The following is a 13,970-nucleotide window of genomic DNA, read 5'->3' on the forward strand; positions in this document are numbered from 1 at the left end:
GAGGCTTTATCGGTAAGGCTTATTTCTTCGCGGCGGCTCGCGCATCTGCCAGCCAGCCATCGTAGGCAGCCCGGTGCGCGGCAATCCATTCAGCGGCATGGCGCTTGATATCCGCAGCAGAGTTTTCGCCATTGTGCATTTTCAGGTTCTGAGCGCTTTCATCATCCGTGGTGATTTGCATCTCGGACAGAAACTTGACCGCTACCGGATTCTTCTCGGCAAAGTCCTTGTTCAGCACCGCGCGAATGTTGTCCACAGCAAAGCCCAGATTTTTGCCTTTGTAAGTGGTGTCGACGTCGTTTTTCCCGCCTGGAAGGTCGGTCTTCGGAACGCTTAGCCAGACCACATCCGTGCCCTCGACCAGTACGGTGGAGATCCACTGTGGAACCCAGGTGAAGTAAAGGATTGGCTTACCCTCTTTATAGCGGGCAATGGTGTCGGCCATCAGAGCGAAGTAAGAGCCACGGTTGTCGGTGACCGTCTTTTCAAGGCCGTAGGCCTGCATATGGTATTCGACGACAACCTCACAGCCCCAGCCGGGATTGCACCCTGTCATGTCGGCTTTACCGTCGCCATTGCTGTCGAACAGCTTGGCAATTTCCGGTTTCTTGAGATCTTCGACTGAAGTGATTTTGTATTGATCAGCGGTTTTCTTGTCGATCATGTACCCCTGTAATACACCGGGCATGATGTTGCCGACTTTCACCATGGTGTCATCCCCGCCCGCCTTGGCGTAGAACGACGCGTGCAACTGCTCCCAGGCATGCACGGTAAAGTCCGCATCACCATAAGACAGCGCGAGCATCATTGCCGGATAGTCGGTTTCCTTGGGCTGCTGCACGCTGTAGCCCAGATCCTTGAGCCCGGCCATGGCAATCTCACCACGGAATCGCTCTTCGGCAATGGTGGGGAAAATCGGTGTGATGGATACGCCCTTGCCAGGTTCCTGAGCAGCAGCAGTAGCAAAAGCCGGTGTTATGGCGATAGCCAGAGCGGCCATACAACGAATCATTTTTGTTTTTACACTGTGTTTTTCAGCATTCATCGTCATCTACCTTGCAGGGGGATAAGGGGCAGGCGTACAGCGATCAATTAACGTCCGGCACTTAGTTGTCTTTTAAAGGTGCGCCGGTCTGTTTTGCTTCAGTCTTTTTTCCAAGTTTGAACAGCATTCCAACGGGCCCTGTCTGGTACCAGCGTTCACCCTTGACTGCGCTGTTACTGCGCTCACCCATGGCCTGGGTTAACCGGTCAAGGAAGATTGCCAATAACACCAGCCCCACACCGCCCACGGTGGCAAGCCCCATGTCCAGTCGGCCAATACCGCGAAGTACCATCAACCCAAGGCCGCCAACAGAAATCATGGAGGCGATGACAACCATGGACAGCGACAGCATCAGTGCCTGGTTCAAGCCGGCCATGATCGTGGGAGCAGCCAGCGGGAGCTGCACCTTGAGTAGCATCTGCCGCCGTGTGCAGCCGAACGCCCGTGCGGCTTCGACCTTGTCTTCGGGTACCTGGCGGATGCCCAGATTGGTCAGGCGTACCAACGGCGCAACCGAGAAGATAATGGTGACCAGAACGCCTGGTACGTTGCCGATCCCGAACAGCATCACTACCGGCACCAGATAAACGAACGCCGGTAATGTCTGCATCGCATCAAGCCCTGGCCTGAGTATTCTTTCCAGGCGGTCGCTGCGGGCACACAGCACGCCCAGCGGGACACCGATCACTACGCAAAACACCAACGACGTGAGCACTAACGCCAGGGTCGTCATCGCGTCATTCCAGACGCCAATCAGCCCCAGAAGCGTGAGTGTGACGAAACAGAGGGCTCCCACTTTTTTACCGCCCACCTGCCAACCGAGCAGCGTGGCAAAGATGATGAAGATCGTCGGTGGGATCGATAGCAATCCACTTTGAATACCGTTCAATATTTGATCCACGGGCCATCGTATGGATCGAAACACTTCACGGAAGTTATGCACCAGATAGTTGAGCACTACCTCGACCCACTGGCCCAAGGGGATAGTGATGCTTTGGAACGGATCAAGAACGCTGAAATCGGACATGCTGGATACCTGAGTAGCTGAGCCTGATGTTTCGCCCGGTTAACACTGTCAGTGACGACTCATTGTCTGCAGCAGAAGGCTCTTGGAAATAGTGCCTTTGAACACGCCCTGCCCATCCAGAACGGCGACGGGGTGCACGGCATTGGCGACGATGTGAAAGATGTCTTGCAGCGGAATATCAGCATGCAGCGTAGGCCGCGATGTGTCTGCGTCGTACGGATGTTCTGCGCTGAGGGTCGCAACGTCGCCAGCCCGAAGAATCTTCGATGCATCAAAGCCCTTGAAAAAGGCCCTGACGTAATCGTTCACCGGGTTGCAAAGCAGCTCTTGAGGAGAGCCAATCTGCACAATGCGTCCGCCTTCCATGATCGCGATGCGATGGCCGATACGAATGGCCTCTTCGATATCATGGGAGATAAAAATGATGGTCCGGTGCTGCTCAGCCTGCAGGCGTATAAGCTCGCCCTGCATCTCATGACGGATAAGCGGATCCAGCGCTGAAAACGCCTCGTCCATGAGCAGGATTGCCGGGTCGTTGGCCAGCGCGCGAGCCAGACCGACTCGCTGCTGCATACCGCCAGACAACTGGTGCGGATAGCTGTATTCATGCCCTGTCAGCCCCACCTGCTCCAGCGCTTTACGGGCGCGGTCGTGGCGCTCTTTTTCATCGATGCCGGAAACTTCAAGACCGAACGCAGCATTGTCGATAACGTTCATGTGCGGCATGAGCGCGAACGACTGGAAGACCATGCTCATTTCCTTGCGACGCACATTCAGAAGCGCCGCATCGGAGAGACCCGTGATTTCCTTGCCGTTGAGATGGATAGTGCCTGACGTGGGTTCGATCAAACGATTGAACAAACGAACCATGGTCGACTTGCCGGAACCCGACAAGCCCATGATGACAAAAATCTCGCCACGCTTTACCGAAAACGTTGCGTCGAATACACCAACGACTTGCCCGGTCTTATTGAAGATTTCATTTTTATCCGCCCCGCCCTTTAGCATATCCATTGCTACTTTCGGCTGGGTACCAAAGACTTTATAAATATGCTTGACCGAGAGTATTTCGTCACCATGACTCATAATCCCTTCCTTCCGCGAGTGCTTTAAAAGGCTCGGCGAATAGCCCGGGCTATCGCCGATCAGAATGAACTTGTTATGGCAGCAGAAGAGCGTTTGAATGAGAGAAATGAGACATTTTTGAATCCTCTTATTATTATTTAGTTGTCAGTGGCTTCTGAGTGAGACGAGAGCCTTGATGACAAAGTTATTACCTTAGCCCTGTAACGTCTAACAACATTTCGTCCAGTCAATCAATAACGTCAGGTTATTGATCGTGACTTATCCAAAAACGACATGTTCGACGGTCCCTCATGGACAGCGCCTGTCTACGCCTGTCATAAGGCTAAGGAGCGGCGGTTATCAGCGGTGCAGGCTTCTGCGAGCCACTGGCCGCCAGCCTCGGACACGAGCCCTCTACACCTGTTTTCCAGAAAATGGATACCTTAGGTTATGGTTAAGCACATCGACCCCGACAACACGTTATTAAAGATGCCGTCGCTCAAAGCAGTGAAGTCTTTCGTAGCAGCCGCGAAATACCAGAGCTTCACCCGAGCGGCTGAAGCGCTTTGCGTCACTCAGGCAGCTATCAGCAGGCAGATTCGCGAGTTGGAAGCGTATCTGGGCGTTGAGCTGTTCAGAAGGGTCGGCAGAGCCGTCGAGCTGACCGAGGCCGGTTCTGCGTTTTTCGATGCAGCGCAGTTGTCCTTCGTCAACATCTCTCAGGCCGCCAAACGAGTGGGCGCGTACAGAGCTGGCAAATCGGAATTGACCTTGTGTTGTTCCGCAGCGTTTGCAGCACTGTGGCTTTCGCCCAAGCTGCCGGGCTTCTTCAGTCAGAACCAGGACATCGACCTCAATCTGATTAGCACACAAAATTTTCTTTCGATGGAGCCTGGCGTCACGCCCGATATCTTCATCACCAAATTCGCCAGCGTGCAGAGCGGTTACCGCAACTACCCGCTGTTTCACGACGTGATATTCCCCGTGTGCACGCCGCAGTATCGCGATGAGCATCCGGAACTCGCGACGCTTGAAGGCTTGCGCGACAGTGCACTACTTAACCTGAGCCCCTACGGACGTTCGCAAGTGGCGGAGCATGTTGATTGGGGCGTCTGGCTTGCCTTTCACGATACCGATATAGAAAAACGCCCGCACGACCGGCCTCACGTCTTCAGTGCCAATGACTACAACGTGGTGATCAATATGGCGCTGGCCAATCAGGGCGTCGCGCTCGGCTGGAGCCATCTGGTAGCCGAGTCGATTGAAAGCGGCGCACTGGTTCGCCCCATCCAGAAAGAAGTGGTCCACAAGGATTCGCAACACTACCTCGCATTCAGGGAAGACCGGGCCAATGATCGGGCGTGCTGCAAATTGCGCGACTGGCTGCTCGCTTATTTCACGTAACAAGCCTTTTAAATATCCCTTCACTCTCCGTGACAAAGCCAATCACCCCTGATTTCTCACGGTCAGGGAGTTGAAATATGCCTGCGACACTCTGCGCTTCGCACACTTCCCCTGCCCTGTTTTCCCGTCCTCCTCTCGCAATTGATAACATTTGTTTATGCATTGCCTGACCTAAAAGTTTCTTGTTGAACGTCGATTTGTACACGTAACCTTCACAAAAGCCGGGAGAACTAACGGTTGGCCGTTTACAGATGCTTGTCAGGATCATCGCGTCATCATTGAAAACTTCAAGTGACGGTCAATACAGAGGTTCGAACCCATAATGATCGGCAGCTGCTTTCTTACCGGACAGCAGCGCCTGAAGCGAATGGAGTGCGTGGGACGTGAATATCAGATCAGCCGTTTCTCAGCTTATTGCACAACGCAAACCCCGACACGCACTTCCAGGGGCGCTTTACAGCGATCCGGATGTCTATCAACAAGACCTGGAACAGCTGTGGCACAGGGACTGGATTTTCGCCGGCCACACCTTTGAACTGGAAAAATCCGGGCAGTATCTTTCACTGCAGGTTGGCCAGTATCCGGTTGCTGTAGTTCGCGGTGCCGATGGGCAGATTCGTGCATTTCACAACGCTTGTCGGCACCGGGGCTCGAAGGTATGTCCTGAAGCAAAAGGCAAGGTCGCCAAGCTGGTGTGCCCTTACCACAAGTGGACTTTTGAGCTGGACGGTCGGCTGCTGTTCGCTGGCAATATGGGTGACGATTTCGACAAGTCTCAGTACAACCTCAAGCCGGTGCATTGTGAGATCGTCAACACCTACATCTATGTCTGTGTAGCTGATCTCGCCCCTGATTTCTCCACATTCCGGGAAGCAGTGACCCCCTTCCTCGCACCTCATTTGCTGGAAGACTGCAAGGTCGCTTTCGAATCGAACCTGATTGAAAAAGGCAACTGGAAGCTGGTCTTCGAAAACAATCGCGAATGCTATCACTGCGACGGCACCCACCCCGAACTGATGAATTCCTTCGTGGAAAACCTGTCGGTAGCAGGCGTCGGCGGCAGTGATGACCCGGAACTAAAAGCTCATTGGGACCGCTGCGAAGCCGCAGGCATGCCCAGCCAACTGGTCATGGATAAGGACGGGCGCTTCCGCATTACCCGAATCCCTCTGTCATCCGGTGCAGTCAGCTACACCATGGATGGCAAACCAGCAGTCGCTGGCAGGCTGGACAACAGTGGCGAAGCAGACATAGGTGCGCTGCTGTATTTCAACTATCCGTCTACCTGGAATCATTTCCTGGGCGATCACGCGCTGAGTTTCCGCGTCCTGCCAATTGGCCCAAACGAAACACTGGTGACCACCAAATGGATCGTCAAGAAGACCGCTCAGGAAGGCGTCGACTACGACCTTGAGCGCCTGACCAAAGTCTGGCTTGCCACCAATGATCAGGACCGCACGCTGGTTGAAGGCGCACAAGTAGGTGTTAACTCCCCGGCTTATGAACCCGGACCCTTTTCTTCGAAGGCCGAAAATGGCGTCTGTCAGTTTGACGACTGGTACTGCGACATCATGCTCGACAGACTTAAAGATGACAGCGGCACCGCTCCCCTGAAACTGAAGTCGGTGGGATAACAGTATGGCGGTGATTAAGACAGTCGCCGCCAGCCTTGTCCGAAAGACTGACAATAATAAATAACTACTCAGGATGCCCTTATATTCAGAGGGCATTATTGAGTCACCTCTTAACTCTGCGCCATTACAACAATCTGGAACTTTAACGCGTCAGCAGTAATACAACGCGCGCGTTTATTGCTCTTCCGGCCATGACTATTCGGAGTAATCCTCTTGAGATTCGAAGGTATTTATACGCCTGCGGTAACACCGCATACAGCCGACGGCGAGATTGACTGGGCTGTTTTTCCGGAAGTTCTGGAGTCGCTTATCGAAGCCAGAGTGCATGGCATTATTATTGGCGGTTCGACAGGCGAATATTATGCTCAGACCGCCGAAGAGCGCCTGAAACTTGCTGCCCGCGCCAAAGAAGTTATTGGTTCCCGTGTTCAGTTGATTATTGGTACGGGCGCTATTCGTACCGAAGATGCAGTGCTGTTTGCCAAGGACGCCAGAGCAATCAAGGCCGACGCGATTCTGGTTACCACTCCCCCATACGCATTGCCGACCGATCAGGAAAACGCCATCCACGCGTTGACCATCGATCGGGCCGCCAACATGCCGATCATGTTGTACAACTACCCGGGGCGCATGTGCGTACAGATGAACGAGGACTACCTGGCTCGTGTGGGCAAATCAAAAAACGTGGTGGCCATCAAGGAAAGTTCGGGGGACATGAGCCGGGTGCATTTACTCGCCCGTGAATTCCCGCATATCGCACTGTCCTGCGGTTGGGATGATCAGGCACTGGAATTTTTCGCCTGGGGCGCAAGAAGTTGGGTATGTGCCGGTTCAAACTTTCTGCCCCGGGAGCATGTGGCGCTGTATGAAGCCTGCGTGGTCGAGAAGAACTTCGACAAGGGTCGGCAGATCATGTCGGCCATGATGCCGCTGATGAATGCACTGGATGGCGGCAAGTTCGTGCAATGCATCAAATTTGGTTGTGAATTGAACGGCCTGAAAGTCGGAGATGTTCGCGCGCCTTTGCGGCCTCTGAATGGCGAAGACAAACGTAGCCTCCAAACCGTTATCGCCAACGTGAAGCGTACCGTTGCACACATCACATCAGGAGCCAGCCATGCGTGACCTTCTTACCGCGGATGAATATGCCGCTATCGCACAATCGATTTCATTTCCCTCCAACGCGTTCATCAACGGTGCATTCAAGCCTTCCGTTTCTGGCAACACGCTGGCGACGACCAACCCGGCAACGGGCGAGTTTCTCACCGACCTGGCGGCCTGCACGGCTGAGGATGTGGACATTGCGGTCAGCAAAGCCAAAGAAGCATTCGATGATGGACGCTGGAGGCTGATTGCGCCCGGCGACCGGAAAGCCGTGTTGTTGAAGTTCGCGCGTCTGCTCGAAAACAATCGCCACGAACTGGCCGTACTGGAAAGCCTGGACAGCGGCAAGCCGGTACGTGAATGCCAACTGGTGGATGTGCCCGACACCATTCATACCTTGCGCTGGCACGCCGAATTGATCGACAAGCTGTATGACAACACGGCCCCGGTGGGCAGCGACGCGCTGACCATGGTGGTGCGCGAGCCTATCGGTGTGGTGGGCTGCGTGCTGCCGTGGAACTTCCCGCTGTTGATGCTCGCCTGGAAGATCGGCCCGGCACTGGCCGCCGGTTGCTCGGTGATCGTAAAGCCCGCCGAACAGACCAGCCTGACCACTTTGCGCGTGGCCGAACTGGCATTCGAAGCGGGTGTGCCTGCAGGCGTGCTCAATATCGTGACCGGCACCGGCAAAGACGTCGGTGAGCCTATCGGCCTGCACAAAGATGTCGATATGGTCAGCTTCACCGGCTCCACCGCGACCGGTCGGCGCTTCCTGCATTACTCGGCCGATTCAAACCTCAAACGCGTGGTGCTTGAGTGCGGCGGCAAGAACCCTGCGGTCGTCATGGACGATGCTGAAGACCTGGACCTGGTGGCCGAACAGGTGGTCAATGGTGCGTTCTGGAACATGGGCGAAAACTGCTCGGCGACGTCACGACTGCTGGTTCACGCCTCGGTCAAAGACCAATTGCTAGAACGTATGGGTGCCTACATACGCGAGTGGAAAATGGGTGACCCCCTGGATCCTCAAAACCGGGTTGGGGCATTGGTCAGCAGCGACCATTTCGACAAGGTGAAGTCTTACCTGGACTACGCCAGCGCTGCCAATCTGGACATCGTCTACGGCGGTGATACTCAGGATGGCGCGTTCGTCCAGTTGACTGTGGTAGACGGCGTGGAACGGGACAGCCGACTGTTTCAGGAGGAAATTTTCGGGCCGGTGTTGTCAGTCACTACCTTCAATACGATCTCTGAAGCGATTGCTCTGGCTAACGACACGGTATACGGCCTGGCGGCCTCGGTTTACACCGGTAGCTTGCGCAAGGCGATAAAGCTTTCCCGTGAAATCCGTGCGGGGATTGTCACCGTCAACTGCTTCGGTGAGGGCGATGCCTCTACCCCGTTTGGCGGTTACAAAGAGTCAGGCTTCGGTGGTCGCGACAAATCGGTTTTCGCCCACGATCAATACACCGAAATCAAAACCATCTGGATCGATGTGTCTGATCGGTCGGTTGATGAGACCGTCAAATGAGCACACATTCCATCAAACGCTTGCCGGTAGATACCGGTGTTTCGGGTTGGGAGGCTATTTCCAGGCGGGCTACTCCTGTGCAAGTGCTTGATGGGAGCGTGATGGCAGACTGGCTGATCATCGGGGCCGGTTTCGCCGGTCTCTCCGCGGCACGTCGGCTAACCCAGCTACGACCCAAGGATCGCATCGTGGTCGTCGATGCTCACGAGATCGCCACGGGGCCAGCGGGAAGAAACTCCGGGTTCATGATTGATGTGCCCCACAGCCTTTCCTCCGGGGAGTACTCAGTGGCTGGCGAATCAGCGACGGCACGAGAAATCGCGCAGAACCGCTTCGCCATCGACTTCGCCGCTCAGGCTGCCCGAGACTACGGTATGGCCGACGCAACCTTTGACCCTTCGGGCAAGATAAACGCCGCTGCCACAGAACGCGGCGAACGCCTGAACGCCAATTACGCGGCGTCGCTCAAAGGCATTGGCGAGCACTACGAGCTCTTCGATGCCGCGCAGATGCGCGACATTACCGGGTCCACTTATTATCACGGCGGTATCTACACACCCGGCGCCGTGATGATCCAGCCTGCGCAATACATCCGCGATCTGGCTGCCGGACTTGATGAACGTATAAGCCTTTACGAACGCTCTCCTATCGTCGAACTGTCCCGCTCGGGTAATGACTGGACAGCGCGCTCACATCGCGGCGTAGTGACGGCGCCCAAGGTTATTCTTGCCGTGAACGGTCACATCGAAGACTTCGGACACTTCCAGGGACGCTTGCTGCATGTGTTCACGTATGCCTCGATGACCGCGGGTTACAACCACAATGATTTCGCAAAAGCGGTGACGGGACGCGAGCGCTGGGCCCTTCTACCGGCTGACCCGATGGGCGCCACCGTTCGTAAAATTACGGTAGATGGACTTTCACGGATCGTAATCCGCACCAAATTCACCTATGACCCGAGCATTCAAGTGACACCTCAGCGCGTCGCAGATGTCGCCCGGGAGCAACGACTCTCTCTGGACGCTCGCTTCCCGGAATTGAAGTCAACACCGCTGGAATTCAGTTGGGCGGGCCGTCTGTGCTTGAGCCGCAACAGCGCGCCGGCATTCGGGGAAATCGAAGAAAACCTGTATTCAGCATGTTGCGAAAACGGCCTCGGAACGGTTAAAAGCACACTGGCTGGCGTCATGGCGGCTGAGTTGGCGACCGGCTTGAAGTCCAGATTCCTGGATGACTTCAGCAACACGCCCGGCCCCAGCAAGCTGCCCCCCAAAATTCTCACACGGCTTGGGGTGAGTTCGGTCATCAGTTGGCAGGCCCTTCGCGCTGGCAAGGAAGGCTAAAGCCCGCTCGGCCCATCGAAGTTAGCCGACTTCAGCGGGCTTCAGCCCGGAGAGAACAGCGACCTGATCATGTGAAGTTCTGCCGCATGAGTCATGGCCTCCAGGTCATCAAGACTCATTGAATGACCGCACCCTGCACATTGCTCGCCCACCAGATCCTCAATCCCGAACAGGCCGCTGGTAGTGCCATCTTTGGGATCAAAAGGGTTGCCGTTGCAGGCGATGCACCGGAAATCCTCGAAATACTGCTCGTCCAGTCTCATTGTCTGACAATCCTGAAAATTCGACCGCATGAAACAACATCTTTATCTTACTTGCTAGCCAGACCCGACGGCAGACATGCCGTTGAGTCTTTTTGACGCACATGTGTTCTGTCATGCCCTTCTTTACCAAGGAGCAAGTATGCAATCTGCATCCCCGGAAAGGTACCTGATCAGCGACCGGTGACCTTTAGTTCGATGCAACGAAGGATGACAGTTTGTAAGATCATCCAGCCTACAAAAAGCCATGTACCGGTTTCGTGACTGACGGGCAACTCATATATGACGGTGGCGCCGAGCATGAACCCGCCTAGCGTAAGGATCGCGGATAAAATAAGCCCCACTTTTAAAGCTCCATGTCCGATTGCAGCGTGTTTTTAGTATAAGCATTTTCATGCTCCCTTTTCCCTGGGAAATCCTGCCGAAAAAAACACCGCTGGCTGATGACTCAGCAGTGATGCGATCCGTTTGGGGGATGCCCTGATGCGGTTGAACGAGACTGAGCAGTCCAGTCACGACTTTTACAAAATTCTGAGCGGAAAAAGGGTGGAACCTGTAAGTAAAAAGATCCGGGCCAAGTGCCCTGCTTTTCGTATCTGACGAGTACCCGCCTATGCTATTGTGCCGCCCCCAAACAGGCATGGATGTACTGAAGAATGACCTCATGGAAAGCTGTGGTGATGGCTCTGGCAACCTTGATCGTCGCTAAGGTAGAAGCGGCTGAATACGTCTACATGAGTTCGTACGCGACGGTTTTGGGGAGTGAAATATCGTCCAAAAAAATTGCTGACTTGTTCACACCAGCTCGAGAAGATGCCCTCGCTTTCATTGGATCAGATGGCGATATCCGTGGCGCGCGCTTTGAGCAGGCCGTCCAGCGCTACCGCTCGACTGCTAGCCAACCCCAGATGTCAGACCTTCAACTGGCCCAAGCTATTGCTGCAAGGGACTGACCGGCTCACCGGTGGGCTTTTCGTATCTGCCCTACCCCCGTCATTCCAGGTACTGATTAACTGCGCGCTCAATGAATATTGACGTTAGTTCTATCTCCCGCAGCACTCAGGAAAACCAGGCCCCTCTGAAGAAGGTCTGAGTAAATAGAGCAACTAAAATAGGCCAGGAGCTGATCTTAATATTTGAGGACATCATTGCGAAGCAAGGTGTCTTCGAGAAAAATTGAAATCCATGCATCCATAACGCCGAAGACGTCCATTCCTGTTTCTGGTTCCATGGGTTGTTCATGCCACCAAATAATCCCGTTACTATCAGTCAGATTATTCAGATCTATAGCAAGGTAATCTCCGCCCCCATTTGATAGTATCGTTAACCATTTTGCCGCAAAGTCTGTGCTCTCTTCGTCAATCAGTTCAGAGATGTAGGTACAATCGGAAATTTTTTGTGGCCCCATAGAGCGCGCTGGGCAGAAGGTAAATCCATTGTGAACTCCTTTATAAAACTCCGACAGTCTAGTGCCAAAAGCAGAGGGAGTATCAGAGTTGGCTAGAGGCTCACCCCCTATGTAGTAATAAAGACCATTGGCGTCATGAAATATATATAATAATTCAGTTGGCGACCCAGCTAAAATAGCGGTGCCAAGCAAGCACCTATCCAGTAGCGATGTAAGCCAAGGTAAGTCAGCACTGAATGCCCGCCAAGCAAGAGGAAATGAAGGCGTTTCAGAAAAGGCAATCCCAAAATTCTGCCATTCACCAGGAATCTCGAGGTTTGGTGGCAGTTGAGCAAGCGAGAAATAAACATCTCTTTCTGCAAAAGCAGCCTTCGTGGCTTCAATGATTTCAATGGCATTTATCATGCGATACCCCTTTCTGACCTGGACATTTTACTGACACTTGAATTCTTCATTCGCAGCAAAAAGATGTGAACCGCAACTGATTTAGCACCTGCCTTATACCCTATCACTTCGTTCACCATTAGAATGAGAAAGAGTCGGGAATATCGGCAAACAGCCGCTCAGCCAAATTTTGCTCGCCAAACTCAATGACAACTGCCCAAACGCATCAGTGTATTCGCGCTCGCAGCTCTCTGATGCAATCACGCTCAGTGCCCTTTTAACAACTTGGCGCATAGCAACTCCCACACTCTAATGAGCGCCCATGCTAACAGCCTCGACGTTACTAACTAAACAACCAGCGCCACGCCAACCCGATACTCTCAGTGCGCGCGCAGCGGCCTGCAATCTCGCCGGAACGTAAATACCGATTACCCGAAAGCTTGTCACAGGGCAGCCAATACGGCGGGCGGAGGTTAGCCCTCTGACATGCAGCACCGATGCGGATAAGTACACACCGAGAAACCGGGCCCTGTGTCAACCATTCACTAGCGCAGAATGAAATTGATCATTTCGCGCCGTAGTTCTTGCACAGGTCTTTGGCGACATAAGCTCCCATCGGGGAGTGAATCAAGTTTTCAGCGGTGTTGCTCACTTTAGATTTATAGGCAGGGTCGGATTTGATTTTTCTCACTTCCGTCTTTGTCGCCTCGTCAATGGTGGGATCCGATGCCATTGCGTTCTCGACATCGCTGTTCATACCAGGGTTCGCGTTATTGCAGACCTGCTCCATCGCAACCAAGACTACAAGGCCCTGCTGCTTTTCATCCTCCGAGCTCGCCAAAGTGCTGCCGGTATAGCCCAGTATGCCCAGACAAAGCGACAAGACAGCCATCCTGATCGGCGACATTACAAACTCCCTATCAATAGAAAAATTCGCCAGCACGTTGCCAGCCATAGCGACCCGCACTTTATATCACCACCCGAATCCACCCGTCAGTCTTGTCCTCATTTACTCTTAGGGGCTGGTGGCGGAGATAGAGCTTTAATGCTGCTAATCACAGTAATCCAGGGCAGCTGAGTCAGAGCGCAGCAGGCTGTACTGATGCAGGCTCAAGAACTCACCGTCCTTAAGCTCGACGTCCCGCAGAGTTCCGTCCAGATGAAACCCGAGCTTGCGAAGCAAGGCACAACTCGCTGCGTTGGCGGGCTCGACATCAGCGTGGATTCGATGAACACCCAAAGCATTGAACGCATAGCGAAACACAGAAGGCAGAACCTCGGTCAATAGCCCTTGGCGCCAGTAGGCAGGCTTGAGCAAATACCCGAGATCTACACGGCGATGCTCATGGCTCCAGTCATTGAAACCGCAGGCACCTATTATTGAGTCGTTTTTAAACTCCGCGATAGCCCACCAAGCCCCCGTTTGTTCGGTAACTATTTCCTCAAACCAGCGCATTTGCACCTCGGTCGCCTCAAGGCTGGAGTACGAAACTCCATAGTGAGCGATGACTTGAGGATCGGACAAGCCAGCATAGACCGCTGGCAAATCTCCCGGCCGGACAGGCCTCAATCTCACCCTTTGAAGCGCGAACTCTGGAAGATTCTCAGACAATTGTGGTTCTCACTTTTTGAGTGCCGAGATCATGCCAGTGTTTGGGACATTACTTCAACGAGGCACCGACGTGGTCTCAGCAACCGATTCAAGAGGTTCGGTGCTGACAATTGAAGAGCAGGAAGGATGAGCATCGAGAAGGCTCGAAAATCT

12 protein-coding genes and 1 pseudogene are annotated in these 13,970 nt (G+C 53.9%); 6 read left to right on the top strand and 7 right to left on the bottom strand.

From position 1 onward, the window contains the following. Positions 1-19 precede the first annotated feature (19 nt). The 3 genes and pseudogenes from proX to RX972_RS04015 all read right to left on the bottom strand — a co-directional run bounded on the left by proX (position 20) and on the right by RX972_RS04015 (position 3,158). Positions 20-1,000: a glycine betaine/L-proline ABC transporter substrate-binding protein ProX gene (gene proX / locus RX972_RS04005; RefSeq protein WP_316872620.1), complete on the bottom strand. Its 981-nt coding sequence runs from the start codon at positions 998-1,000 to the stop codon at positions 20-22. Positions 1,001-1,106: 106 nt separating this feature from the next. Further along, a pseudogene (gene proW, locus RX972_RS04010) lies at positions 1,107-2,075 on the bottom strand (glycine betaine/L-proline ABC transporter permease ProW); the annotation flags it as partial. A 45-nt stretch (positions 2,076-2,120) separates the two neighbouring features. Continuing rightward, on the bottom strand, positions 2,121-3,158 hold the full coding sequence (locus RX972_RS04015; RefSeq protein ID WP_231674800.1) for a glycine betaine/L-proline ABC transporter ATP-binding protein: 1,038 nt from the start codon (positions 3,156-3,158) through the stop codon (positions 2,121-2,123). Between the two features lie 429 nt (positions 3,159-3,587). Between RX972_RS04015 and RX972_RS04020 the strand changes: the two genes are divergently transcribed. The 5 genes from RX972_RS04020 (at position 3,588) to RX972_RS04040 (ending at position 10,153) form a co-directional block, all read left to right on the top strand. Beyond that, complete coding sequence (locus RX972_RS04020; RefSeq protein WP_099268708.1) at positions 3,588-4,541, top strand: LysR family transcriptional regulator; 954 nt, start codon at positions 3,588-3,590, stop codon at positions 4,539-4,541. Positions 4,542-4,924: 383 nt separating this feature from the next. Further along, positions 4,925-6,175 (top strand): aromatic ring-hydroxylating dioxygenase subunit alpha, encoded by a 1,251-nt coding sequence (locus RX972_RS04025; protein ID WP_316872621.1) that lies wholly within the window; start codon positions 4,925-4,927, stop codon positions 6,173-6,175. Positions 6,176-6,388: 213 nt separating this feature from the next. Beyond that, positions 6,389-7,300: a dihydrodipicolinate synthase family protein gene (locus tag RX972_RS04030; protein ID WP_122806355.1), complete on the top strand. Its 912-nt coding sequence runs from the start codon at positions 6,389-6,391 to the stop codon at positions 7,298-7,300. Next, positions 7,293-8,810, top strand: coding sequence for an aldehyde dehydrogenase (locus tag RX972_RS04035; protein WP_316872625.1), 1,518 nt, complete (start codon positions 7,293-7,295; stop codon positions 8,808-8,810). The genes RX972_RS04030 and RX972_RS04035 overlap by 8 nt, the downstream gene beginning before the upstream one ends. Continuing rightward, positions 8,807-10,153 carry an FAD-binding oxidoreductase gene (locus tag RX972_RS04040; RefSeq protein WP_316872627.1) on the top strand — a complete coding sequence of 449 codons (1,347 nt, stop codon included), beginning with the start codon at positions 8,807-8,809 and terminating at the stop codon, positions 10,151-10,153. The genes RX972_RS04035 and RX972_RS04040 overlap by 4 nt, the downstream gene beginning before the upstream one ends. Before the next feature lie 41 nt (positions 10,154-10,194). On the opposite strand, the gene RX972_RS04045 is transcribed toward RX972_RS04040, so the two are convergent. Further along, positions 10,195-10,416: a hypothetical protein gene (locus RX972_RS04045; protein ID WP_027898694.1), complete on the bottom strand. Its 222-nt coding sequence runs from the start codon at positions 10,414-10,416 to the stop codon at positions 10,195-10,197. A gap of 653 nt (positions 10,417-11,069) precedes the next feature. Here RX972_RS04045 and RX972_RS04050 point away from each other — a divergent pair. Continuing rightward, positions 11,070-11,366, top strand: a complete 297-nt coding sequence (locus RX972_RS04050; protein ID WP_263271826.1) for a DUF2388 domain-containing protein — start codon at positions 11,070-11,072, stop codon at positions 11,364-11,366. Positions 11,367-11,542: 176 nt separating this feature from the next. Here RX972_RS04050 and RX972_RS04055 read toward each other — a convergent pair whose 3' ends face one another. The 3 genes from RX972_RS04055 to RX972_RS04065 form a co-directional block, all read right to left on the bottom strand. Continuing rightward, the gene (locus tag RX972_RS04055; protein ID WP_263271824.1) at positions 11,543-12,226 is read right to left on the bottom strand and encodes an SMI1/KNR4 family protein; all 684 of its coding nucleotides are present in this window, start codon (positions 12,224-12,226) and stop codon (positions 11,543-11,545) included. 544 nt (positions 12,227-12,770) lie between these two features. Next, entirely contained in the window at positions 12,771-13,160 is a 390-nt protein-coding gene (locus RX972_RS04060; RefSeq protein ID WP_316872635.1) for a hypothetical protein, read from the bottom strand. A gap of 96 nt (positions 13,161-13,256) precedes the next feature. After that, on the bottom strand, positions 13,257-13,781 hold the full coding sequence (locus RX972_RS04065; protein WP_316873021.1) for a GNAT family protein: 525 nt from the start codon (positions 13,779-13,781) through the stop codon (positions 13,257-13,259). Between the last annotated feature and the right edge of the window lie 189 nt (positions 13,782-13,970).

The sequence above is a fragment of the Pseudomonas syringae group sp. J309-1 genome (genome assembly GCF_032582135.1).
GTDB classification, from domain to species: Bacteria; Pseudomonadota; Gammaproteobacteria; order Pseudomonadales; family Pseudomonadaceae; genus Aquipseudomonas; species Aquipseudomonas quasicaspiana.